The sequence below is a fragment of the Pseudomonas sp. CAU 1711 genome (assembly GCF_039888625.1).
GTDB lineage: Bacteria > Pseudomonadota > Gammaproteobacteria > Pseudomonadales > Pseudomonadaceae > Aquipseudomonas.
This window is the reverse complement of record NZ_JBDQQT010000008.1, coordinates 180,883-202,088: the sequence shown is the minus strand read 5'-3', so window position 1 is coordinate 202,088 and position 21,206 is coordinate 180,883. Positions and strand designations below refer to the sequence as shown.

Annotated in this window: 22 protein-coding genes, 3 tRNA genes and 1 pseudogene; 13 read left to right on the top strand and 13 right to left on the bottom strand. The window is 66.8% G+C overall.

Annotated features, from left to right (window positions below):
- Positions 1-90 precede the first annotated feature (90 nt).
- Entirely contained in the window at positions 91-1,032 is a 942-nt protein-coding gene (locus tag AAFN46_RS11430; protein ID WP_347808811.1) for a DMT family transporter, read from the top strand.
- Positions 1,033-1,384: 352 nt separating this feature from the next.
- Here the strand turns inward: AAFN46_RS11430 and AAFN46_RS11425 are convergent, their stop codons facing one another.
- Positions 1,385-2,542 carry an ABC transporter substrate-binding protein gene (locus AAFN46_RS11425; RefSeq protein ID WP_347808810.1) on the bottom strand — a complete coding sequence of 386 codons (1,158 nt, stop codon included), beginning with the start codon at positions 2,540-2,542 and terminating at the stop codon, positions 1,385-1,387.
- Positions 2,543-2,746: 204 nt separating this feature from the next.
- On the opposite strand from AAFN46_RS11425, the pseudogene AAFN46_RS11420 reads away from it, so the two are divergent.
- The 3 genes and pseudogenes from AAFN46_RS11420 to AAFN46_RS11410 all read left to right on the top strand — a co-directional run.
- A pseudogene (locus tag AAFN46_RS11420) lies at positions 2,747-2,906 on the top strand (integrase); the annotation flags it as partial.
- 76 nt (positions 2,907-2,982) lie between these two features.
- The gene (locus AAFN46_RS11415; RefSeq protein WP_347808823.1) at positions 2,983-3,228 is read left to right on the top strand and encodes an Arc family DNA-binding protein; all 246 of its coding nucleotides are present in this window, start codon (positions 2,983-2,985) and stop codon (positions 3,226-3,228) included.
- The gene (locus tag AAFN46_RS11410) at positions 3,225-3,644 is read left to right on the top strand and encodes a type II toxin-antitoxin system VapC family toxin (RefSeq protein WP_347808809.1); all 420 of its coding nucleotides are present in this window, start codon (positions 3,225-3,227) and stop codon (positions 3,642-3,644) included. The genes AAFN46_RS11415 and AAFN46_RS11410 overlap by 4 nt, the downstream gene beginning before the upstream one ends.
- A gap of 76 nt (positions 3,645-3,720) precedes the next feature.
- On the opposite strand, the gene AAFN46_RS11405 is transcribed toward AAFN46_RS11410, so the two are convergent.
- From AAFN46_RS11405 to AAFN46_RS11360, 10 genes are all read right to left on the bottom strand, one after another.
- Positions 3,721-3,797: transfer RNA gene (locus AAFN46_RS11405), tRNA-Met, on the bottom strand.
- Between the two features lie 134 nt (positions 3,798-3,931).
- Positions 3,932-5,032, bottom strand: coding sequence for a redox-regulated ATPase YchF (gene ychF, locus AAFN46_RS11400; protein WP_347808808.1), 1,101 nt, complete (start codon positions 5,030-5,032; stop codon positions 3,932-3,934).
- Between the two features lie 37 nt (positions 5,033-5,069).
- On the bottom strand, positions 5,070-5,654 hold the full coding sequence (gene pth / locus AAFN46_RS11395; RefSeq protein ID WP_347808807.1) for an aminoacyl-tRNA hydrolase: 585 nt from the start codon (positions 5,652-5,654) through the stop codon (positions 5,070-5,072).
- Positions 5,655-5,690: 36 nt separating this feature from the next.
- The gene (locus AAFN46_RS11390) at positions 5,691-6,287 is read right to left on the bottom strand and encodes a 50S ribosomal protein L25/general stress protein Ctc (protein WP_347808806.1); all 597 of its coding nucleotides are present in this window, start codon (positions 6,285-6,287) and stop codon (positions 5,691-5,693) included.
- A gap of 111 nt (positions 6,288-6,398) precedes the next feature.
- On the bottom strand, positions 6,399-7,340 hold the full coding sequence (locus AAFN46_RS11385; protein ID WP_277690005.1) for a ribose-phosphate pyrophosphokinase: 942 nt from the start codon (positions 7,338-7,340) through the stop codon (positions 6,399-6,401).
- An 80-nt stretch (positions 7,341-7,420) separates the two neighbouring features.
- Positions 7,421-7,495, bottom strand: a tRNA-Gln gene (locus AAFN46_RS11380).
- 29 nt (positions 7,496-7,524) lie between these two features.
- Positions 7,525-7,599, bottom strand: a tRNA-Gln gene (locus tag AAFN46_RS11375).
- 16 nt (positions 7,600-7,615) lie between these two features.
- Positions 7,616-8,491 carry a 4-(cytidine 5'-diphospho)-2-C-methyl-D-erythritol kinase gene (gene ispE, locus AAFN46_RS11370; RefSeq protein ID WP_347808805.1) on the bottom strand — a complete coding sequence of 292 codons (876 nt, stop codon included), beginning with the start codon at positions 8,489-8,491 and terminating at the stop codon, positions 7,616-7,618.
- A 126-nt stretch (positions 8,492-8,617) separates the two neighbouring features.
- Positions 8,618-9,232, bottom strand: coding sequence for a lipoprotein insertase outer membrane protein LolB (lolB, locus tag AAFN46_RS11365; protein ID WP_347808804.1), 615 nt, complete (start codon positions 9,230-9,232; stop codon positions 8,618-8,620).
- Between the two features lie 3 nt (positions 9,233-9,235).
- Positions 9,236-10,963: a tetratricopeptide repeat protein gene (locus tag AAFN46_RS11360; protein WP_347808803.1), complete on the bottom strand. Its 1,728-nt coding sequence runs from the start codon at positions 10,961-10,963 to the stop codon at positions 9,236-9,238.
- 465 nt (positions 10,964-11,428) lie between these two features.
- Here AAFN46_RS11360 and hemA point away from each other — a divergent pair, with 465 nt between their 5' ends.
- The 6 genes from hemA to AAFN46_RS11330 all read left to right on the top strand — a co-directional run bounded on the left by hemA (position 11,429) and on the right by AAFN46_RS11330 (position 16,827).
- Positions 11,429-12,697 carry a glutamyl-tRNA reductase gene (hemA, locus tag AAFN46_RS11355; protein WP_347808802.1) on the top strand — a complete coding sequence of 423 codons (1,269 nt, stop codon included), beginning with the start codon at positions 11,429-11,431 and terminating at the stop codon, positions 12,695-12,697.
- Positions 12,694-13,776 (top strand): peptide chain release factor 1, encoded by a 1,083-nt coding sequence (gene prfA / locus AAFN46_RS11350; RefSeq protein WP_347808801.1) that lies wholly within the window; start codon positions 12,694-12,696, stop codon positions 13,774-13,776. The genes hemA and prfA overlap by 4 nt, the downstream gene beginning before the upstream one ends.
- A gap of 67 nt (positions 13,777-13,843) precedes the next feature.
- Positions 13,844-14,674, top strand: a complete 831-nt coding sequence (gene prmC / locus AAFN46_RS11345; RefSeq protein WP_347808800.1) for a peptide chain release factor N(5)-glutamine methyltransferase — start codon at positions 13,844-13,846, stop codon at positions 14,672-14,674.
- Positions 14,671-15,432, top strand: a complete 762-nt coding sequence (locus AAFN46_RS11340; protein WP_347808799.1) for a molybdopterin-synthase adenylyltransferase MoeB — start codon at positions 14,671-14,673, stop codon at positions 15,430-15,432. The genes prmC and AAFN46_RS11340 overlap by 4 nt, the downstream gene beginning before the upstream one ends.
- On the top strand, positions 15,429-16,220 hold the full coding sequence (murI, locus tag AAFN46_RS11335; protein ID WP_347808798.1) for a glutamate racemase: 792 nt from the start codon (positions 15,429-15,431) through the stop codon (positions 16,218-16,220). The genes AAFN46_RS11340 and murI overlap by 4 nt, the downstream gene beginning before the upstream one ends.
- Positions 16,221-16,314: 94 nt before the next feature.
- Entirely contained in the window at positions 16,315-16,827 is a 513-nt protein-coding gene (locus AAFN46_RS11330; protein WP_347808797.1) for an acyloxyacyl hydrolase, read from the top strand.
- A gap of 125 nt (positions 16,828-16,952) precedes the next feature.
- Here the strand turns inward: AAFN46_RS11330 and AAFN46_RS11325 are convergent, their stop codons facing one another.
- Positions 16,953-17,909, bottom strand: coding sequence for a helix-turn-helix domain-containing protein (locus tag AAFN46_RS11325; RefSeq protein ID WP_347808796.1), 957 nt, complete (start codon positions 17,907-17,909; stop codon positions 16,953-16,955).
- 98 nt (positions 17,910-18,007) lie between these two features.
- Between AAFN46_RS11325 and AAFN46_RS11320 the strand changes: the two genes are divergently transcribed.
- From AAFN46_RS11320 to AAFN46_RS11310, 3 genes are read left to right on the top strand one after another with little or no spacing between them, the layout of a single operon-like run.
- A complete protein-coding gene (locus AAFN46_RS11320) occupies positions 18,008-18,478 on the top strand; it encodes a nuclear transport factor 2 family protein (RefSeq protein ID WP_347808795.1) in 471 nt (156 codons plus the stop codon).
- A 19-nt stretch (positions 18,479-18,497) separates the two neighbouring features.
- The gene (locus AAFN46_RS11315) at positions 18,498-18,770 is read left to right on the top strand and encodes a GIY-YIG nuclease family protein (protein ID WP_347808794.1); all 273 of its coding nucleotides are present in this window, start codon (positions 18,498-18,500) and stop codon (positions 18,768-18,770) included.
- 59 nt (positions 18,771-18,829) lie between these two features.
- Entirely contained in the window at positions 18,830-19,765 is a 936-nt protein-coding gene (locus AAFN46_RS11310; RefSeq protein ID WP_347808793.1) for a glutathione S-transferase family protein, read from the top strand.
- A 160-nt stretch (positions 19,766-19,925) separates the two neighbouring features.
- Here the strand turns inward: AAFN46_RS11310 and yejK are convergent, their stop codons facing one another.
- A complete protein-coding gene (gene yejK, locus AAFN46_RS11305) occupies positions 19,926-20,933 on the bottom strand; it encodes a nucleoid-associated protein YejK (protein WP_347808792.1) in 1,008 nt (335 codons plus the stop codon).
- Between the last annotated feature and the right edge of the window lie 273 nt (positions 20,934-21,206).

Sequence of the window (21,206 nt, the reverse complement as noted above, 5' to 3'; positions counted from 1 at the left end):
GCGGTGGCGCATGGCGCCGCTGTCGCTCCGGAGTTCGCTTGTAAATCCCCGACGCCCTTCGTAAGGTGCCCGGCGAACCCGGAGGTGAGCATGAACGATGCGCAACAGCCAGCCCGAACCCTGGTCGCGGGCCTGAGCCGCGGTGCCGTTCTGGCCTGGGCCGGGCTGGCCATGGCGAGCCTGTTCTGGGCCGGCAACTCGCTGGTGGCGCGCGCCTTCACCGGCGCCATTCCACCGCTGTCGCTGGCCTTCTGGCGTTGGGCCGTGGCCCTGGCCATCCTCCTGCCGCTGGTCACGCCCTCGCTCTGGCGGCATCGGCACAGCCTGCGCCAGGCCGGCTGGCGCCTGTGGGTACTGGCCGCGCTGGCCATCACGGCCTACAACTGCCTGCTCTACACCGCCGCGCAGAGCACTGCGGCGATCAACCTGAGCCTGGTCAGCACCTGCCTGCCGCTGGCCACTTTCATCGGCGCCGGCCTGCTGCTCGGCGAGTGGCCGGCGCGCAAGGCCTGGCTCGGCCTGCTGCTGGCGCTGCTCGGCCTGCTCTGGCTGATCGCCCAGGGCGACTGGCAGGTGCTGGCCAGCCTGTCCTTCGCCGAAGGCGATCTGCTGATGGTGCTGGCCACCCTCGACTGGGCCCTGTACTCGCTGCTGCTGCGGCGCTGGAGCGCGCACTTCCAACTGCCGCCCCTCACCCTGCTCGGCGCGCTGGTGCTGCTCGGCCTGCTGATGCTGGCGCCGCTGTACGCCTGGGAGCTGTGGCAGGGGGCGCGCTTCGAGCCCAACCTGGCCAACCTCTCGGCCATCGGCTACACGGCGCTGTTCGCCTCGGTGCTGGCCTACCAGCTATGGAACATCGGCCTGCGCGAACTGGGCCCGGCCCGCACGGCCATGAGCAACTACCTGATGCCGGTCTTCACCGCCATCCTCGGCTGGCTGTTGCTGGGCGAAAGCCTGCAGTCTTATCACTGGCTGGGCGGTGCGCTGATCGTCAGTGGCTTGCTGCTGGCCGGCCGTGGCGGTGGTCGCTAGGCCGCGCGCCACCGTCATTTCGCGTCTTTACTCGGGGAGAGCGTTCACCGCGTGGAGGTCCGTCATGCCTGCTTCACTCATTCGTACCGCCCTGGCCTGTCTCTTTCTGCTTCAGGCAGGCTGCGTCTATTACCCGGCAGACTCGCGGCATCGCGATCAGCATGGCTACGAGTCGGATCGCTGTTATGACACCGAATATGGCCGGCGCTGCCGATCCGAGCGGGAGAACGAGCAAGGAGAGAATGAGCAGAACTAGCGATCACTGCCGCCGCGCACGGGGCAAGCAGCGGAAGGAACAGGCCATGCCCCACGCCTGCGCATTGCTGTTGAGCCCGTGGAGCGACGAAGGGCATTACTCCTGGTCTAGCAGGTCGGCCAGGACCGGCGCGAAGCTGAAGTTGTATTGCTGCAGCGCAGGGTTTTCGGCCTTGGAGAACTGCCGGAAATTAATCTTATGGAAGTTCTCCGGCGTGAAGGCGCGTAGATATGCCGCGCTGTCACGCTGGGACAGCGCGGTCATCTTGGTCTTGAAGCTTACGGCTTCGCTGGCAAAGTCGCGCTGCTTGAAATAATCGTGCAGCAGCACCATCACCCAGCCGGCTTCCATGAAATGGCCACCCTGGGTGGTGACCAGGCGATTATTGGCCACCTCATGCAGGGCCTCGGGAACCCAGTCGATAGAGCCCACGAGCATGTCCTTGCCTGGCACCAGGCCCCGCTCCAGCATGCCATCCAGGGCGCCCAGCCCCATCGGGTCGTTGGCCGCCCAGACCGCCTTGGCTTGCGGGTAGCGCCGGCTCAGGCCGAGGAACACCAACTTGCCTTGCTCGCGCTGCCAGTTAGCCGAGGTGAGTTGCTGCAGCGCGATACCCGGCTCTTGCTGCATGGCCAGTTGCAGGCCGGCTGCCCGCTCGATAGCCGCGCCATCCGCCACCGCGCCGTTGATCGCCAGGAATTGCACTTTTCCCGCATGGTCGACCAGCCCTCTGCTGAGCGCCTCGCGGTAGAGCGTTAGAGCCAGATCATGGCCGGCGGCCTGATCATCCGGCAGCATCTGCCCGATCCAGTACTTGAAGCGCTCGCGCGGGCCACCGTGGCTCCGGGTCTGCTCCGCCGTCAGGCCGGCGTTGAACATAAAGGCGGGAATCTTGCCTTGCTCGGCAAGTTTGAGCATCCCGACTCCATTTTTCTTCAGGCTCTGAAAGACCACCGCATCGGGGCGGAGCGAGCCGTTGATGACGGACTCGAAGTGCTCCAGCATGCCGATATGGTTGCGGTTTACGTAAACGACCTCAAGCTCCAGGCCCAAGTCGTCGCAGGCCGCCTGCATGATCTCGGATGTGGTGTGCCACCAGTGATCCTCTGGTGTTGCCGAGTTGTAGTAAAGAATGCGTGGCCGCTGGTCCGGAGCCTGGGCTTTCTGCGCCATGGCCGCCTCCGGCATTTCGCAGAGCAGCAACGCGCAAACGAGCCCGAGCATGCGCTGGCACTGGTAAAAAAAACGCCCCATGAGCACGCCTTCAACCCTGAGTATTCATAACGGGCGATATCCTTTCCCTGCGTTTGAGAAGAGCACTCACACTGCGGCACAAGCTGCCCCAGTGTTTGGCAGTTTAGAGCAAGAGCGGGAGCGTGGCTTTCGTAGGGCGCATCGGCGGTTAGTCCGCGTTTCGCAGCGCACAGCCAACCCTGGGCCATTTCTCGATCAGCATGGCAGATGACCCATATCCTGCGTCATACCTTTGCCAGTCATTACATGATGGTGGGTAGCGATATTCTCGGCTTGCAGCGGATCTTGGGCACTCATTGATCACGATGTCCATGCGCTGCCGGATCATCTGGAGTCTGCGTTACGCCTTTCGCCTCTGCATTAGAGTGGTCCTGCCGCATGCATGTGACCTGTGTGCATGTATGATATCAATGATTGCACTGATTTCATCGGAGGGCGAAATGGCCAGCATCACAATTCGCAACCTAGACGACGACCTCAAGGCGCAGCTGCGTGTTGTGGCTGCCAGTCATGGCCGTTCTATGGAAGAAGAGGCCCGTATGATTATTCGCCAAGCGCTCTCTCGTCATCAGAAGCGCGGTGGTTTGGGGAGCCGTATCCATGCTCGCTTCGCTGCTGTGGGTGGTGCCGATCTGGCAGTCCCTGAGCGCAAGGATAAAGCCCGAGCAGCGAGCTTTGATGAATGATCCTGCTCGATACCAACGTACTGTCCGAGCTCATGCGAGCGAAGCCAGATCCTCGTGTTCTGGAGTGGGCAGATGCTCAGCCAGCCAATGAGCTGGTCATCTGCTCGATTACTGTTGCTGAGATTCTGTATGGCATCGCACGTATGCCGGATGGGAAGCGCAAGCAAGGTCTGTTGGATCTGGCGTCGGCAATGTTCGATGAAGACTTTGCGGGCAATATCCTGCCCTTCGATGCCGATGCTGCGGTTCATTACGCAGAGATCGCGGCAGAGAGTGAGGCGCGGGGTAGGGTGGTTGAAATGGCGGATGCGCAGATTGCCGCTATTGGCCGGCTGCATGATGCGGTAGTTGCTACTCGCAACACCCGTCATTTCGAATCGCTTGGTGTGAATCTGGTCGATCCCTGGACAGCCTAAAATAGCCCGGTAGTCTGTTTGTAGTCTGGATCCAGAAACGACAAAGGGTTAGCCGAAGCTAACCCTTTGATTTGTATGGTGGCTACACCGGGACTTGAACCTGGGACATCAGCATTATGAATGCTGCGCTCTAACCGACTGAGCTATGTAGCCGAGTGGCGCGCATTATTCTCTTGTCGGGGTTGGCTGTCAACCCCTTCTGGGGGATAAATTGATGCTTTATCAAGCGCTTAGCTGTTGTGGCGGTAGAAATGCAGAGCCCCGCGATAGCGGGGCTCCGGTCGGGCTCAGACGTTGAAGCGGAAGTGCATCACGTCGCCGTCCTTGACGATGTAGTCCTTGCCTTCCAGGCGCCATTTGCCGGCTTCCTTGGCGCCGCCTTCGCCCTTGTATTGGATGAAGTCGTCGTAGGCCACCACTTCGGCGCGGATGAAGCCCTTCTCGAAGTCGGTGTGGATCACGCCGGCGGCCTGCGGGGCGGTGGCGCCGATGCGCACGGTCCAGGCGCGGACTTCCTTCACCCCGGCGGTGAAGTAGGTCTGCAGGTTGAGCAGGCCGTAGCCGGCGCGGATCACGCGGTTCAGGCCCGGCTCTTCCATGCCCATGGTCTCGAGGAACATCTGCATCTCTTCCAGATCGTCCAGTTCGGCGATCTCGGCCTCGATCTTGTTGCATACCGGCACCACCACGGCGCCTTCTTCCTCGGCGATGGCGCGCACCACGTCGAGGTGCGGGTTGTTCTCGAAGCCGTCCTCGGCGACGTTGGCGATGTACATCACCGGCTTGGTGGTGAGCAGGTGGAAGGTCCTGGCCAGGCGTTTCTCGTCGTCGCCCAGGTTCTTCAGCAGGCTGCGCGCCGGTTTGCCTTCGGTGAAGTGCGGGATGAGTTTCTCCAGCAGGCCTTTCTGCGCCACGGCTTCCTTGTCGCCGCCCTTGGCGGCGCGGGTGACGCGCTGCAGCTGCTTCTCGCAGCTGTCGAGGTCGGCCATGATCAGTTCCAGCTCGATGATCTCGATGTCGCGCTTGGGGTCGACGCTGTTGGCCACGTGGATGACGTTGTCGTCCTCGAAGCAGCGCACCACGTGGGCGATGGCATCGGTCTCGCGGATATTGGCGAGGAACTTGTTGCCCAGGCCTTCACCCTTGGAGGCGCCCGCCACCAGGCCGGCGATGTCGACGAATTCCATGGTGGTGGGGATGACCTTCTCCGGTTTGACGATGGCCGCCAGGGCGTCCAGGCGCGGGTCGGGCATCGGCACTATGCCGCTGTTCGGCTCGATGGTGCAGAAGGGGAAGTTCTCCGCGGCGATGCCGGACTTGGTGAGGGCGTTGAACAGGGTGGACTTGCCGACGTTGGGCAGGCCGACGATGCCGCAGTTGAATCCCATGGTGTATCCCTCGCGCAGATGAAGTCGTGAAAAGGGGTCAGGCTTTCTGGCTGTGCAGTTTCTGCATGGCGCGGGTCCAGTCGCCGGCGAGCATCTCGGGCAGCACGCCGAGGGCGTGGTCGATGCTCTTGTCCAGTAGCTCCTGCTCGCTGCGCGGGGCGCGGCCGAGGACGAAGCCGGAGACCAGGCTGGCGTGGCCGGGGTGGCCGATGCCGAGGCGCAGGCGGTGGAAGCCGTTCTGGTTGCCGCACTGGGCGATGATGTCGCGCAGGCCGTTGTGCCCGCCGTGGCCGCCGCCGGTCTTGAGTTTGGCGGCGCCGGGGGGCATGTCGAGTTCGTCGTGGGCCACCAGCATGGCGTCGACCGGGATGCGGAAGAAATTCGCCAGCGCCGCCACGGCCTGGCCGCTGCGGTTCATGTAGGTGGTGGGGATGAGCAGACGAACGTCGCGGCCCTGATGGCTGAATTTACCCACCAGGCCGAAATATTTCTTGTCGAGGGCGAGGCTGATGCGTTGGCTGTCGGCCAGGCGCTCAACGAAAAGGGCCCCTGCGTTATGCCGGGTCTGGTCGTATTCGGGGCCTGGGTTACCCAGGCCGACGATCAGTTGGATGGCAGTCACGTCAGGGGCCCTTTTACGGGAAGCAGCGGTCGAGTATTACTCGGCGCTTTCTTCCTTCACGCGGGAGGCGTGGATGTTGGCGACTGCCAGGTCGTTGCCGTGGGCCAGGGCCACCAGCTCGACGCCTTTCGGCAGCTTGATGTCGGACAGGTGTACGGTCTGACCGACTTCAACGGCGGCCAGGTCGACTTCGATGAATTCCGGCAGGTCTTGCGGCTGGCAGGAAACTTCGACTTCGCTGACGGTGTGGGAGATCTCGCCGCCCTGCTGCTTGACGCCAACCGAGGTGGCTTCGTTGATGAAGTGCAGCGGAACGTGGGCGCTCAGCTTCTGGCCGGCGACGACGCGGACGAAGTCGGCGTGCATCACGTAGCCTTTGGCCGGGTGGCGCTGCAGGGCCTTGATCACCACGTTCTCGGTGGCGCCGGCGACGTTCAGGGCCAGCACGTGGCTGAAGGCGGCTTCGTTTTCCAGCAGCTTGGCGATGTCCTTGGCCAGCAGGCTGATGGACTGGGCCGGCTTCTCGCCGCCGTAGATCACGGCGGGAACCAGGTTTTCGTTACGACGCAGGCGGCGGCTCGCACCTTTCCCCAGGTCGGAACGCACTTCGGCATTCAGGGCAAAATCAGTCATTACAGTTCTCCAAAATAACCACTCCGTCCTAGGCGCTTGCGACCAGCGTTCGGGCGGTAGGGCAAAAAGCCCCGCGCGGGGCGGGGCGCTTGTCGTACAGGCATGTTCCGCTTAGCGGAACATCGCGCTGATCGATTCTTCGTTGCTGATGCGGCGAACCGCTTCGGCGATCACCGGGGCCATGTCCAGCTGACGGATGCGGGAGCAGGCCTGGGCGGCGGCGGACAGCGGGATGGTGTTGGTCACCACCAGGGCGTCCAGCACGGAATTTTCCAGGTTCTCGATGGCGCGGCCGGACAGCACCGGGTGGGTGGCGTAGGCATAGACCTTCGAGGCGCCGTGCTCCTTCAGTGCCTTGGCGGCATGGCAGAGGGTGCCGGCGGTGTCGACCATGTCGTCGACCAGCACGCAGGTGCGGCCTTCGACATCGCCGATGATGTGCATGACTTCGGAGTGGTTGGCCTTCTCGCGACGCTTGTCGATGATCGCCAGGTCGACGCCCAGGCTCTTGGCCACGGCGCGGGCGCGGACCACGCCGCCGATGTCCGGGGAGACGATCATCAGGTTCTCGAAGCGCTGGTCCTGGATGTCGTCGGTCAGCACCGGGGAGCCGTAGATGTTGTCCACCGGGATGTCGAAGAAGCCCTGGATCTGGTCGGCGTGCAGGTCGACGGTGAGCACGCGGTCGATGCCGACCACGGTCAGCATGTCGGCCACCACCTTGGCGCTGATCGCCACGCGGGCGGAGCGCGGGCGGCGGTCCTGGCGGGCATAGCCGAAGTAGGGGATGACGGCGGTGATGCGTGTGGCCGAGGAACGGCGGAAGGCGTCGGCCATCACCACCAGCTCCATCAGGTTGTCGTTGGTCGGTGCGCAGGTCGGCTGGATGATGAAGACATCCTTGCCGCGCACGTTCTCGTTGATCTCGGCGCTGATTTCGCCGTCGGAGAACTTGCCTACGGAGGCATCGCCCAGCGGGATGTGCAGTTGACGCACGATGCGCCGGGCCAGATCGGGGTTGGAGTTCCCCGTGAAGACCATCATCTTGGACACGCGCAGTACCTGCCTGGGAGTGGTTCCGATGAACAAAAAGCTGTTCAGAAAGCGGGCTTCCTGAACAGCTTCCGAGTGTATGGCAGGGGCGGCTGGATTCGAACCAACGCATGGCAGGATCAAAACCTGCTGCCTTACCGCTTGGCGACGCCCCTAGAGTATAAGTCGAATGCTGGGAGGTTAATGGCAGGGGCGGCTGGATTCGAACCAACGCATGGCAGGATCAAAACCTGCTGCCTTACCGCTTGGCGACGCCCCTGTATCGCGTCCCGCATTCACTTCCGAGTTGCCGTTTCGAGCCTGCGGTGCAAGGGAGACCTGTTGCAGCCGCGAGCGACGAAGCTCGGCAGGGTGGCCGGAAGTTGGCGCGAGACTTTATCAGCATCGGCCTGGTTTGGGAAGCTCCCAAACACGCAAGCTCCGGTTCCGGTCATCTTGGCTGCAACAAATTTGTTGAGCGTTATCAAAGCGTTACGCACTTCGGGGTAGCGCTTCTCGACAACCGGTTGGCAGTCGTTACGACCGCCCCCCTCGGGAAGGCTGCGAACTGTAATGGCGGGGGTATCACGTGTCAACTCGGGGTCGGCAAAAACTTCCGCGGTGCTGATGCTGACCTGCGGGATGGCCACCAGAAACCAGGGCTCGGGGAGCTCGACCGGTTGCAGCTGCTCGCCCACGCCTTCGGCGAATGCCGCGCGGCCACGGACGAACACCGGCACGTCGGCGCCCAGCTCCAGGCCCAGCTGGGCCAGGCGCTCCTCGCCCAGGGCGGTGCGCCACAGGTGGTCGAGGCCGACCATGGTGGTGGCCGCGTCCGAGCTGCCGCCGCCGATGCCGCCGCCCATGGGCAGGCGCTTGTCCAGCCAGATATCGGCGCCATAGGCGGTGCCGCTCTCGGCCTGCAGCTTTCTCGCGGCGCGCACGATCAGATTGCTGTCGTGCGGCACGCCGGGGACTTCGCTATGCAGGACGATCTCGCCGTCGTCGCGGCGCGAGAAACCCAGTTCGTCGCCGTGGTCGAGGAACTGGAACAGGGTCTGCAGCAGGTGATAGCCGTCGGCGCGGCGGCCGAGGATATGCAGCATCAGGTTGAGCTTGGCCGGGGCGGGCAGGAGCAGCTCGGCGTGGGCGGGGATGGCGGTGGTGGTCATGGGGTGTTCGATGTGGTGGCGGCTGTGATCACCCCTCTCCCGCTCGCGGGAGAGGGGTTGGGGGAGAGGGTTGATGTGCAGCCCCCTCTCCCTGGCCCTCTCCCCGAGGGGAGAGGGAATAACGGATTACTGACCCAGCTGGCGCGGCTGCCAGTCCTTGATCACCAGGGTGATGTCGAGGTCCTTGCCGTGCAGCTTGATGCGTTCGGGCAGGCGGTAGCCGTTCTGTTCGACATAGCTCAGGTACTGCAGCTGCCAGCCGTCCTGCTCCAGGCGCGCCAGCTGGCTGTCGCTGTCGAGGGTCACGCGGCTCTGGCTGTCCGGCGCGGGCAGGCCGCGCACCCACCAGAACAGGTGGGAGACCGGCAGGCGCCAGCCGAGCTGTTCTTCCAGCAGGGCCTCGGGCGAGGCGGCCTGATAGCGGCCCTGGTTGGCCACTTCCAGCAGCACGTCGCCCTCGCGCCCGGTCAGGCGCGCGGCGCCCCGGCCGAGTGGCCCGGACAGGCGGATGTCGTAGTAGCCCTGGCGTTGCAGCCAGAACAGCGTGCCGCTGCCGGAGTCCTTCGGCGCGCGGATGCCGACCTTGCCGCTGATCTGCCAGGCGTCGAGGCTGGCGATCCGGCCCTTGTGCGCCTGCCAGAGCTTGGCGTCGCCCTGGCCTTCGACGGCTTCGCGGCTGGTGAGGCCGGCGCAGCCGGCGAGGAGGGCGATGAGGCTGAAAACGAGGAGGTGACGAAACATGGATCAGAGTTTCTCGGAACCGGTCAGGCGCTGGATGGTGGAGCGCAGTATGGGGCTGTCGGGCTGGGTCTTCAGGGCGCCGGACCAGACCTTGCGGGCCTCGCGCTGCCGGCCCTGGGCCCAGAGCACCTCGCCCAGGTGGGCGGCGACCTCGTGGTCGGGGAACTTGGCCAGGGCCGCGCGCAGGTAGCGCTCGGCCTCCTCCAGGTTGCCCAGGCGGTAGTTGACCCAGCCCAGGCTGTCGAGGGTGGCGGCGTCCTCCGGGTTGAGCCGGTGGGCGCGCTCGATCAGGGCCTTGGCCTCGTCGTAGCGGGTGGTGCGGTCGGCCAGGGTGTAGCCGAGGGCGTTCAGCGCCGTGGCATTGTCCGGTTCGCGTTCGATGATGTCGCGCAGGTCGCGCTCCAGGCCGGCCAGGTCGCCACGCTTCTCGGCGAGCATGGCGCGGGTGTAGAGCAGGTTGGTGTCGCCGGGGAACTGCTCCAGGGCCTGGGCCATGACCTGCCAGGCCTGCTCGTGCTGCTGGCGGTTGGCCAGGGCCTCCGCTTCGATCAGGTACAGCTGGATGGCGTAGTCCGGTTGGCTTTCGCGGCTGCGCGCCAGGCGGTTGCTGGCTTCCGCGGCGCGCTCGCTGGCGAAGAGGATCTCGGTCTGGCGCACCTGGGCGGGCAGGTAGTCGTCGCCCGGGCCGACCAGGGCGTACTCGATCAGCGCGCTCTCCGAGTCGCCGCGCCGCTCGTAGAGGCGGCCCAGGTTGAAGTGCGCGGCGTCGGCATGGGCGCCGCGCGCCACCAGCTCCTCCAGGTAGGCGGCGGCCTCGTCCCAGGACTCGGCCTCCATGCACACCAGGGCCAGGGAGTAGCGCAGGTCGTCGTCGTCCGGGAACTGCTGGACCAGGCCGGAAAACTCGCGCTTGGCGTCGTCCAGGCGCTTGGCCTCGACCAGCTGGCGGGCATAGGCCAGGCGCAGGCGTTTTTCGTCGGGGTGCTTCTCCAGGCCGCTCTCCAGCAGCGGCAGGGCTTCCTCGCCACGCCCCAGGCCCTGCAGCAGGCGGGCGCGCAGCAGCAGCGGCGGCACCTGCTGCTCGCTGGCCTTGTTGCCTTCGAGCAGCTCCAGGGCTTCCTCGGGGCGACCGTCCTGGTGCAGCAGCAGGGCCTTGCCGAACAGCAGCTGGCCGTTGTTCGGGTGCTTCTGCAGCAGGCGCTCGAAGCTCTGCATCAGGCCGGCGCGGGTGTCCGGGTCGGTCTCGGCGGCGGACAGGGCGAGGAAGTCGAAGTGGGTGTCGCCCTGGCCCTGCAGGACCTTCTCCATGTGGAGCATGGCTTCGTCGTAGCGACCGGCGCGGGCCAGCTGTACGGCGGCGGCGCGCTGGGCGTCGACGCTGTCCGGCGCGCTCTGCGACCAGATCAGCGCGCTGTCCAGGGCGGCCTGCTCGGCGCCCAGGTATTCGGCGATGCGGAAGGCGCGCTCGGCCACGCCGGGGTCGCGGGTGGCGTTGGCCTGTTGCACGTAGTTGCCCAGGGCGATGTCGAAGCGGTCGCGCTGCCCGGCCAGCTCGGCGGTGAGCAGGGCGTACAGGGTCTCCTCGCTGAACGAGGCGTACTGCTTGGGCTGCGCTTTGCTCGTCGCGCTCTCGGCGCTCTCCACCGGCGGGCTGCCGTCCGGCGTGGGGGCCAGGGTCTGGCAGCCGGCGAGCAGGAGGGAGGCGGTGAGCAACGCGAGGGATTTGTTCATAAGGAAAGCTGCGGTCCGTGGCGTGGCCGCATCATGACATAAAAGCCCGGAGTACAGGCCTAATGCTGTTCACTTGGCGACATCGCGTTCGGCCGAACCTTGATTGAGTCGGCACGGTGGCTGTTGTTCTCCCTCTCCCTCTGGGAGAGGGTCGGGGTGAGGGCCAGGCAACGAGTAGGCGATAGTCCCTCACCCCCAGCCCCTCTCCCGGCGGGAGAGGGGGCGCTCTCAAGGCGCCGCGACATCCAGGCCATGGTATTGCGCAGTGTCCTTCCGCTGCTGGCCAAGCCAGAAAACGCCGCGGCTCTGTAAAGAAATCGCGGCGTTTTCTTAAGTGAGCAGCATTACGTAGTACAGGCCGGTTTCTCGGGGCTTTGCCTATTGGGTCAATTTGTCGCGCCAGTTGTCCTGCCTCGGGTGACGTAGGACAATTGCCGGTCTTTCGAACCTGTCTAGCGACCCTGCATGGCCTTCCTCGCCCTCGGCATCAACCACAAGACCGCCTCGGTGGACGTCCGCGAACGCGTGGCCTTCACCCCCGAGCAACTGGTCGAGGCCCTGCAGCAGCTGTGTCGCGTCACGCCCAGTCGCGAGGCGGCGATCCTCTCCACCTGCAATCGCAGCGAGCTGTACCTGGAGCAGGACCGCCTGGACGCCGACGAGGTGCTGCGCTGGCTGGCCGACTACCACCGCCTGAGCCTCGACGAACTGCGCGCCTGCGCCTACGTGCACGAGGACAACGAGGCCGTGCGCCATATGATGCGGGTGGCCGCGGGGCTGGACTCGATGATCCTCGGCGAGCCGCAGATCCTCGGCCAGATGAAGTCCGCCTACGCCGTGGCGCGCGAGGCCGGCACCGTCGGGCCGCTGCTCGGCCGCCTGTTCCAGGCTACCTTCAGCACCGCCAAGACGGTGCGTACCGACACCGCCATTGGCGAGAACCCGGTGTCGGTGGCCTTCGCGGCGGTCAGCCTGGCCAAGCAGATCTTCGCCGACCTGCACCGCAGCCAGGCCCTGCTGATCGGCGCCGGCGAGACCATCAGCCTGGTCGCCCGCCACCTGCACGACCAGGGGGTCAAGCGCATCGTCGTCGCCAACCGCACCCTGGAGCGCGCCAGCCAGCTGGCCGAGCAGTTCGGCGCGCATGCCGTGCTGCTGGCCGACATTCCCCAGGAACTGGCGCACAGCGACATCGTCATCAGCTCCACCGCCAGCCAGCTGCCCATCCTCGGCAAGGGCGCGGTGGAGCGCGCGCTCAAGCAGCGCAAGCACAAGCCCATGTTCATGGTCGATATCGCCGTGCCGCGCGACATCGAACCGGAGGTGGGCGAGCTGGACGACGTCTACCTCTATACCGTCGACGACCTGCATGAGGTCATCGAGGAAAACCTCAAGAGCCGCCAGGGCGCCGCCCAGGCCGCCGAGGAACTGGTGGCCGCCGGCGCCGAGGACTTCATGCTGCGCCTGCGCGAACTGGCCGCGGTGGACGTGCTCAAGGCCTACCGCCAGCAGGCCGAGCGCCTGCGTGACGAGGAACTGAGCCGCGCCCAGCGCCTGCTGGCCAATGGCGCCAGCGCCGAGGAGGCCCTGGCCCAGTTGGCCCGCGGCCTGACCAACAAGCTGCTGCACGCGCCCAGCGTGCAGCTGAAGAAAATCTCCGCCGACGGCCGCTTCGAAGCGCTGGCCGTGGCCCAGGAACTCTTTGCCCTCGACGAGGGCCCGAGCAAGCCATGAAAGCCTCACTGCTGAAGAAACTCGACACCCTCCAGGACCGCTTCGAGGAACTCACCGCGCTGCTCGGCGATGCCGAGGTGATCAGCGACCAGGCCAAGTTCCGCGCCTACTCCAAGGAGTACGCCGAAGTGGAGCCGGTGATCCTCGCCTACCGCGAGCTGCGCAAGACTCAGGACGATCTGGAGGGCGCCCAGGCGCTGCTCAAGGACAGCGACCCGGACCTGCGCGAGATGGCCGAGGAGGAGGAGGCCCAGGCCAAGGAGCGCCTGGCCTCCCTGGAGGACAGCCTGCAGCGCATGCTGCTGCCCAGGGACCCCAACGACGGGCGCAACGTGTTCCTGGAAATCCGCGCTGGCACCGGCGGCGACGAGGCGGCGATCTTCTCCGGCGACCTGTTCCGCATGTACTCGCGCTACGCCGAGCGCCAGGGCTGGCGGGTCGAGATCCTCTCCGAGAGCCTCGGCGAGCACGGCGGCTATAAGGAAGTGATCTCGCGGGTCGAGGGCGACAATGTCTACGCCAAGCTCAAGTTCGAGTCCGGCGCCCATCGCGTGCAGCGCGTGCCGGAGACCGAGTCGCAGGGGCGCATCCACACCTCGGCCTGCACCGTCGCCGTGCTGCCCGAGCCGGACGAACAGCAGGCCATCGAGATCAACCCGGCCGACCTGCGCGTGGACACCTACCGCGCCTCGGGCGCCGGCGGCCAGCATGTGAACAAGACCGACTCGGCGATCCGCATCACCCACCTGCCCACCGGCCTGGTGGTCGAGTGCCAGGAGGAGCGCTCGCAGCACAAGAACCGCGCCAAGGCCATGGCCTGGCTGGCGGCCAAGCTGCAGGACCAGCAGGACGCCGCCGCGCACAAGGAAATCTCCGACACGCGCAAGCTGCTGGTGGGTTCCGGCGACCGTTCCGAGCGCATCCGCACCTACAACTTCCCGCAGGGTCGGGTCACCGACCACCGCATCAACCTGACCCTGTACTCGCTGAACGAGGTGATAGGCGGCGCGGTGGAACAGGTGATCGAGCCGCTGCTGCAGGAATACCAGGCCGACCAGCTGGCGGCGCTGGGCGATTAAGAGCAGCTTCAAGCCACAAGCTGCAAGTGACTTGAAGCTTGGAGCTTGAAACTTGAAGCTAACCGCTATGCCCACCATCCAATCCCTGCTCGACAGCGCCGACCTGCCCGCCTCGCCGAGCGCGCGGCTGGATGCCGAGCTGCTGCTGGCCGCCGCCCTGGGCAAGTCGCGCAGCTACCTGCGCACCTGGCCCGAGCATGAGCCAACGGCCGAGCAGCTGGCTGCTTTCGAGCAGATGCTCGAGCGTCGCCGCTGCGGCGAGCCGGTGGCCTATATCCTCGGCCACCAGGGCTTCTGGAGCCTGGACCTGGAGGTGGCGCCGCACACCCTGATTCCCCGCCCGGATACCGAACTGCTGGTGGAGACCGCCCTGCAACTGGCCCCGGCCACGCCGCGGCGGGTGCTCGACCTGGGCACCGGCACCGGCGCCATCGCCCTGGCCCTGGCCAGCGAGCGCGGCGGCTGGCGGGTGACCGGCGTCGACCGGGTCGCCGAGGCGGTCGAGCTGGCCGAGCGCAATCGCCTGCGCCTGGGGCTGGGCAATGCCGAGTTCCGCCGCAGCAGCTGGTTCGCCGCCCTGGCCGGCGAGCGCTTCGACCTGATCCTCGGCAACCCGCCCTATATCGCCGCGGACGACCGCCACCTGGGCGAGGGCGATGTGCGCTTCGAGCCGGCCAGCGCCCTGATCTCCGGTGCCGACGGGCTGGACGATATCCGCCAGATCGTCGCCGAGGCGCCCCGGCATCTGCAGCCCGGCGGCTGGCTGCTGCTGGAACACGGCTTCGATCAGGCCGGCGCCGTGCGCGCGCTGCTCGCCGCCGCCGGTTTCGTCGCGGTGGAGAGCCGTCGCGACCTGGGCGATCATGAACGCATCTCACTGGGACAATGGCCGCTATGACCCTGGAACTCACCGACGACGAACTGCTGCGCTACAGCCGGCAGATCCTCTTGCCGCAGATCGACGTGCCCGGCCAGCTGCGCCTCAAGCAGAGCCGCGTGTTGATAGTCGGCCTCGGCGGCCTCGGTTCGCCGGTGGCCCTGTACCTGGCCGCCGCCGGTGTCGGCGAGCTGCACCTGGCCGACTTCGACCGGGTCGACCTGACCAACCTGCAGCGCCAGATCATCCATGACTGCGAGCAGATCGGGGTGAGCAAGGTCGACTCGGCCATGGCTCGCCTGGCCGCGCTCAACCCGCAGGTCAGGTTGCTGGCGCATCACGCCGCACTGGACGAGGACTCGCTGGCCGCCGCGGTGGCGGCGGTGGACCTGGTGCTGGACTGCAGCGACAACTTCGCCACCCGCGAGGCGGTCAATGCCGCCTGCGTGGCCGCCGGCCGGCCGCTGGTGAGCGGCGCGGCGATCCGCCTGGAGGGCCAGCTCGCGGTGTTCGACCCGCGCAACCCGGCCAGCCCCTGCTACCACTGCCTGTACGGCCACGGCAGCGAGGCCGAGCTGACCTGCAGCGAGGCCGGGGTGGTCGGCCCGCTGGTGGGCCTGGTCGGCAGCCTGCAGGCGCTGGAGGCGCTCAAGCTGCTGGCCGGTTTCGGCGAGCCGCTGGTGGGCCGCCTGCTGCTGGTCGACGCCCTCGGCTCGCGCTTCCGCGAGCTGCGCGTCAAGCGTGACCCGGCCTGCGCGGTGTGCGGAGGGCGGTCATGAGTCGAGCGCCGGTCGGCGTGTTCGACTCCGGCGTCGGCGGCCTCTCGGTGTTGCGCGAGATCCGCGCGCGCCTGCCGCAGGAGGACCTGCTCTACGTCGCCGACAGCGGCCATGTGCCCTACGGCGAGAAGAGCGCGGAATTTATCCGTGAGCGCAGCCAGCACATCGCCGAGTTCCTCCTGGCGCAGGGCGCCAAGGCGCTGGTGCTGGCCTGCAATACCGCCACCGCGGCGGCGGTGGCCGAGCTGCGCGAGCACTATGCCGAGCTGCCCATAGTCGGCATGGAGCCGGCGGTGAAACCGGCGGCGGCGGCCACGCGCAGCGGCGTGGTCGGCGTGCTGGCCACCACCGGTACGCTGAAGAGCGCCAAGTTCGCCGCCCTGCTGGATCGCTTCGCCAGCGACGTGCGGGTGGTCACCCAGCCCTGCCCGGGGCTGGTCGAGCGGATCGAGGCCGGCGAGCTGGACGGTCCGCACACCCGCGCGCTGTTGCGCGGCTGGGTCGAGCCGCTGTTGGCCGAGGGCTGCGATACCCTGATCCTCGGCTGCACCCACTATCCCTTCATCAAGCCGCTGCTGCGCGAGCTGGTGCCGGAGTCGGTACGCCTGGTGGACACCGGCGCGGCGGTGGCGCGGCGTCTGGAACAGGTGCTGGGCGAGCGTGGCCTGCTGGCCGAGGCGGGTGGCGAGAGCGCGGTGCGCTTCTGGTCCAGTGGCCGGGCCGAGCAACTGGCGCGGGTGCTGCCGGCGCTCTGGGGCGAGGCCTGTGCGGTGTCGTCGCTGAGCTGATTCTTTGGCGGGAAACGGCTTTCCTTAAGAACCTCGGCTTCTATACTCTCCCACAGCGACAATACCGTTACCTCTCAGTACAGGACGTATAAGAATGAAGAAGATCCTTTCTCTGGCCGCCGCTGCGGCCCTGGCAATGGGGAGCCTGTCCGCCCAGGCCGTCGACTTCAGCGCCGCCATCGGGCAGAGCGGCGATTCCACCATGGTCTATCGTCTCGGCGCGCAGTGGGACTGGAACACCAGCTGGTGGCAGAGCGGCGTCGGCCGCCTGACCGGCTACTGGGATGCCGGCTACACCTACTGGGACGGCGACGACACCTCCAGCAACCACAGCCTGTCCTTCACCCCGGTGTTCGTCTACGAGTTCGCCGGTGAGAGCGTGCGGCCCTATATCGAGGCGGGCATCGGCGTGGCGGCCTTCTCCAGCACCGAGCTGGAAGACAACGACCTGGGTTCCTCCTTCCAGTTCGAGGACCGTATCGGCGCCGGCCTGCGCTTCTCCGGCCAGGAGATCGGCATTCGCGCCGTGCACTACTCCAACGCCGGCATCAAGCAGCCCAACGACGGGGTCGAGGCCTACACCCTGCATTACCGCACCAGCTTCTGAGGCGGCGGTAAGTCGACAAGCCGGGCCCAGTGCCCGGCTTTTTCATGGGCGAGTTCTGTGCACAGGTGTGAGCGGCGTTTGTGGGTTAGCCGCAAGCCGGCGCAACCCACCAGCGCTGTCGCGCGCTAGCCAGGGGCGTCGCGCAGGCGCTTGCGGAAGGCGCCGGGCGTCTCGCCACAGAGCTGCTTGAACAGCCTGGCGAAGGTGGCGCGGTCGGCGTAGCCGACCTGCGCGGCGACCCGCTCCAGCGAGTGCGCGGGATTGCGCAGGGCGTGCTGCGCGGCGTCGATGCGCAGGCGCTGCAAGTAGTCGTTGGGCGTCAGCCCGGTGGCCGCCTTGAAGCGCCGCAGCAGGGTGCGGGTCGAGCAGCTGGCGCGTTCGGCCAGGCAGGCCAGGTCGATGGGCTCGGCATGATGCCGGGCCATCCAGCGCAGCAGCGGGGCGATCTGCGCATCGTCCTGGCCTCGGCTCGGCAGCAGCGGGGCGTAGCGCGACTGCGGGCCGCGCCGCTGATCCACCACCAGTGCGGCGGCCACCCGCTGCGCCAGCCAGTCGTCGGCATGGCGGGCGATCAGCCGCAGGCACAGGTCGAGGCCGGCCTGGGCGCCACCGGAGCAGAAGCGGTTGCCGTCCTCGGTAAACATCGCCTCGATGTGCAGTCGCACCCGCGGGAAACGCCGGCGAAAGGCGTCGGCCAGGGCCCAGTGGGTGGTGGCGCGGCGACCGTCCAGCTGGCCGGACGCGGCCAGCAGGCAGGCGCTGCTGCACAGGCTGGCCAGGCTCTGCCCGACGGGGCGCGCGGCCAGCCAGGCGACCAGCTCGGCGTTGTCCTCGAGGCTCTTGTCCAGATCGCTGCCGGTGGCCGGAATCAGCAGCAGCTCGGCGCTCTCGGCCAGGCGCAGATCGCCGTCGACGCTCAGCTGTGCGTAGTCCAGCTGTACCGGCCGGCCGTCGGCGCTGATCCGTACCGGCTCGAACAGCGCCTCGCCGGCCAGACGATTGGCCAGGCGGAAGGCGTCGTCGGCCATGCTCAGGCTGGACAGCACGGTCTGTGGACAGGTGTAGAGGGCGATGCGCGGCATATGGCTATTATGAACACAAAGTTGTCATTAGCGCCAATCGTCGCCCGTCGTCGCCCCGGCCATACTCTGTCCCATCCTCATCCATCGCGGAGTCCACCATGGCGCACCCCAATGCCGAGCTGATCGAGCGTTTCTACCAGGCCTTCCAACGGCTCGACGCCGAGGCCATGGCAGCCTGCTACGCCGCCGACGTGCAGTTCTCCGACCCGGCCTTTCGCGACCTGCGCGGCCGCGACGCCGGCGACATGTGGCGCATGCTCTGCGCGCGGGCCAGGGACTTCTCGCTGAGCTACCAAGTGCTGGAGGCGGACGAGCGCCAGGGCCGTGCGCGCTGGGTGGCGAGCTATCTGTTCAGCGCCACCGGGCGGCGGGTGGAGAACCACATCGAGGCCAGCTTCCGTTTCGCCGACGGCAAGATCGTCGAGCATCGCGACCATTTCGACCTGTGGCGCTGGATGCGCCAGGCGCTGGGCGCCAAGGGCCTGCTGCTGGGCTGGCTGGCGCCGGTGCAGGCGGCGGTCGGCAGGCAGGCCATGGCCGGGCTGCGCGCCTGGCAGGCGGGACGCTGACTGGGTAAGCTCGGCGGCCATGACCGATATGCCGCCCGCCAAACCCTGGTTCGTCTACCTCGTCCGCGCCGAAAGCGGCGCGCTCTACTGTGGCATCAGCGACGACCCGCAGCGGCGCTTCGAGCAGCACCGCAGCGGCCGGGGCGCACGCTTCTTTCATTCCAGCCCGGCGCTGGCCCTGGTCTACGTCGAGGCCTGCACCGACAAGGGCGCCGCGTTGCGCCGCGAGATCGCCATCAAGCGCCTGAAGAAGGCGGCCAAGGAAGCGCTGATAGTCGCCGCCCCGGGGTAGGCCGCGGCGCCCGCTGCGGCTAAGCTGCGACCTCGACTCAATTGCAGCGGAGCCCTGTCATGTCCGAACTGATCCTGCACCACTACGACGCCTCGCCCTTCGCCGAGAAGGCCCGCCTGATGCTGGGCTTCAAGCAGCTGTCGTGGCGCTCGGTGGAGATCCCGCGGATCATGCCCAAGCCCGATCTGCTGGCGCTCACCGGCGGCTATCGCAAGACGCCGGTGCTGCAGGTCGGTGCCGACATCTACTGCGACACCGCGCTGATCGCCCGCCGCCTGGAAGCGGAGAAGGCCATTCCCAGCCTGTTCCCCGAGGGCCAGGAGTGCGTCGCCGCCAGCTTCGCCCAGTGGGCCGATGCCGTGGTGTTCCAGCACGCCGTGGCTCTGGTGTTCCAGCCCGAGTCCATCGCCGTGCGCATGGGCCAGCTGCCGCCGGCGGCGCAGAAGGCCTTCGTCGCCGACCGTGCCGCGCTGTTCTCCGGCGGCAGCGCCAGCCGCCTGCCGATCGAGCAGGCCAAGCTGCAGTGGCCGGTGCTGATGGCGCGGCTGCAGCAGCAGCTGGCGCGCGAGGAGGGCGACTTCCTGTTCGGCGAGCCTTCGGTGGCCGACTTCGCCATGGCCCACCCGCTGTGGTTCCTCAAGGGCACCCATGTCACCGCGCCGCTGGTCGATGGCTACCCCGAAGTCGCCGCCTGGCTGGGCCGCGTGCTGGGCTTCGGCCATGGCGCGCACAGCCCGCTGAGCGGCGAGGAGGCCATCGCCATCGCCCGCGAGGCGACGCCGGCGCCGCTGCCAGAAGAGGACTTCAGTCAGGCGCTGGGCTTGACGCCCGGTCAGCGGGTCAGCGTGGCGGCCACCGACTACGGCGTCGACCCGGTGCAGGGCGAGCTGCTCTGCGTGGCGGCCGAGTCCATCGTCCTGCGCCGCGAGGACGAGCGCGCCGGCACGGTGCATGTGCACTTCCCGCGGCTGGGCTTCCGCATCGACGCGCTGTAGCGGTTGCCCCTCTCTCTTTGGGAGTGGGTTGGGGTGAGGGAGCGGAGTCGCCTATGAGCTCCCTCATCCTACGCGGCCCGCCCCGGCCCCTCTCCCGGGGGAGAGGGGAGTGCGAACGCCGGGCAGTGCCTGGCGTTTGCGTTTCTGGGCGGCGCCGGGCTCAGTCCTTGCGGCGCTTGAGCTGGTCTTTCAGCTGGGTCGGCAGCTGGCGGATGATCAGCATGTCGCGGCCCTCGTCGTACTCGATCTTCGAGCCCAGCAGATGCGCCTCGAAGCTGATCGACAGGCCCTCGGCGCGGCCGGTGAAGCGGCGGAATTGGCTGAGGGTGCGCTTGTCCGCCGGAAATTCCGGGGCCATGCCGTAGTCCTTGTTGCGGATATGTTCGTAGAACGCCTTGGGCCGGTCTTCGTCGATCAGCCCGGAAAGTTCTTCCAGGGTGATCGGCTCGCCCAGCTTGGCCTGGCTGGTGGCGTAGTCGACCAGCGCGTCGGTCTTCTCGCGGGCCTTCTCCTCGGCCAGGTCCTCGCTCTCGACGAAGTCGCTGAAGGCCTTGAGCAGGGTGCGGGTCTCGCTCGGCGCGTCGACGCCCTCCTGGCAGCCGATGAAGTCGCGGAAGTAGTCCGAGACCTTCTTGCCGTTCTTGCCCTTGATAAAGGAGATGTACTGCTTGGAGTGCGGGTTGTTGCGCCACTCGCTGATATTGATGCGCGCCGCCAGGTGCAGCTGGCCGAGGTCCAGGTGCTTGGCCGGGGCCACGTCGAGCGCCTCGGTCACCGCCACGCCCTCGCTGTGGTGCAGCAGGGCGATGGCCAGGTAGTCGGTCATGCCCTGCTGGTAGTGGGCCAGCAGCACGTGGCCGCCGGTGGACAGGTTGGATTCCTCCATCAGCTTGCGCAGCTGCTCCACGGCCTGGCGGCTGAAGGCGGTGAAGTCGCGTTCACCGTCCAGATAGGCCTTCAGCCAGCCGCTGAAGGGATAGGCGCCGGATTCCTCGTGGAACAGGCCCCAGGCTTTGCCCTGCTTGGCGTTGTAGCTCTCGTTGAGGTCGGCCAGCAGGTTTTCCATGGCCTGCGAGGCGGCAAGCTCCGAGTCGCGGGCGTGCAGCACGGCGGGGGAGCCGTCGGGCTTCTTGTCGATCAGGTGGACGATGCAGTGGCGGATCGGCATGGGTGTTCTTCGCGCGGGTACGGAATGGGGAGCGCAGAGTCTACCCGAGTGCGGCGCGGGCTTCAGGTCCCGGGGCGGCAGCTGGGTGCGGATGCTGGCGCTTTACTGGCTTTATCGGCCATCTCCGGTGATTCAGTGCAAATTTCTGCAGAAAACTTCGCGCGTTCGCAAATCAGCGTCTAGTTTCTCTTGCGTCCAAACGACGCAGTAAAGGGACGACTCGTGGTGGCGCCACAAGTGCTGCCGCATCCACATGCTCCAAATACGGAATTG

Excerpts from the sequence above, each read along its gene's own strand:
- AAFN46_RS11340 (WP_347808799.1), top strand. The coding sequence starts at position 14,671 with ATGACCCTGGAACTCACCGACGACGAACTGCTGCGCTACAGCCGGCAG.
- AAFN46_RS11425 (WP_347808810.1), bottom strand. The coding sequence starts at position 2,542 with ATGGGGCGTTTTTTTTACCAGTGCCAGCGCATGCTCGGGCTCGTTTGC.
- prmC (WP_347808800.1), top strand. The coding sequence starts at position 13,844 with ATGCCCACCATCCAATCCCTGCTCGACAGCGCCGACCTGCCCGCCTCG.
- prfA (WP_347808801.1), top strand. The coding sequence starts at position 12,694 with ATGAAAGCCTCACTGCTGAAGAAACTCGACACCCTCCAGGACCGCTTC.
- ychF (WP_347808808.1), bottom strand. The coding sequence starts at position 5,032 with ATGGGATTCAACTGCGGCATCGTCGGCCTGCCCAACGTCGGCAAGTCC.
- ispE (WP_347808805.1), bottom strand. The coding sequence starts at position 8,491 with ATGACCACCACCGCCATCCCCGCCCACGCCGAGCTGCTCCTGCCCGCC.
- AAFN46_RS11430 (WP_347808811.1), top strand. The coding sequence starts at position 91 with ATGAACGATGCGCAACAGCCAGCCCGAACCCTGGTCGCGGGCCTGAGC.
- lolB (WP_347808804.1), bottom strand. The coding sequence starts at position 9,232 with ATGTTTCGTCACCTCCTCGTTTTCAGCCTCATCGCCCTCCTCGCCGGC.
- AAFN46_RS11310 (WP_347808793.1), top strand. The coding sequence starts at position 18,830 with ATGTCCGAACTGATCCTGCACCACTACGACGCCTCGCCCTTCGCCGAG.
- AAFN46_RS11415 (WP_347808823.1), top strand. The coding sequence starts at position 2,983 with ATGGCCAGCATCACAATTCGCAACCTAGACGACGACCTCAAGGCGCAG.
- AAFN46_RS11330 (WP_347808797.1), top strand. The coding sequence starts at position 16,315 with ATGAAGAAGATCCTTTCTCTGGCCGCCGCTGCGGCCCTGGCAATGGGG.
- hemA (WP_347808802.1), top strand. The coding sequence starts at position 11,429 with ATGGCCTTCCTCGCCCTCGGCATCAACCACAAGACCGCCTCGGTGGAC.
- AAFN46_RS11410 (WP_347808809.1), top strand. The coding sequence starts at position 3,225 with ATGATCCTGCTCGATACCAACGTACTGTCCGAGCTCATGCGAGCGAAG.
- yejK (WP_347808792.1), bottom strand. The coding sequence starts at position 20,933 with ATGCCGATCCGCCACTGCATCGTCCACCTGATCGACAAGAAGCCCGAC.
- murI (WP_347808798.1), top strand. The coding sequence starts at position 15,429 with ATGAGTCGAGCGCCGGTCGGCGTGTTCGACTCCGGCGTCGGCGGCCTC.
- AAFN46_RS11390 (WP_347808806.1), bottom strand. The coding sequence starts at position 6,287 with ATGACTGATTTTGCCCTGAATGCCGAAGTGCGTTCCGACCTGGGGAAA.
- AAFN46_RS11360 (WP_347808803.1), bottom strand. The coding sequence starts at position 10,963 with ATGAACAAATCCCTCGCGTTGCTCACCGCCTCCCTCCTGCTCGCCGGC.
- AAFN46_RS11315 (WP_347808794.1), top strand. The coding sequence starts at position 18,498 with ATGACCGATATGCCGCCCGCCAAACCCTGGTTCGTCTACCTCGTCCGC.
- AAFN46_RS11325 (WP_347808796.1), bottom strand. The coding sequence starts at position 17,909 with ATGCCGCGCATCGCCCTCTACACCTGTCCACAGACCGTGCTGTCCAGC.
- AAFN46_RS11320 (WP_347808795.1), top strand. The coding sequence starts at position 18,008 with ATGGCGCACCCCAATGCCGAGCTGATCGAGCGTTTCTACCAGGCCTTC.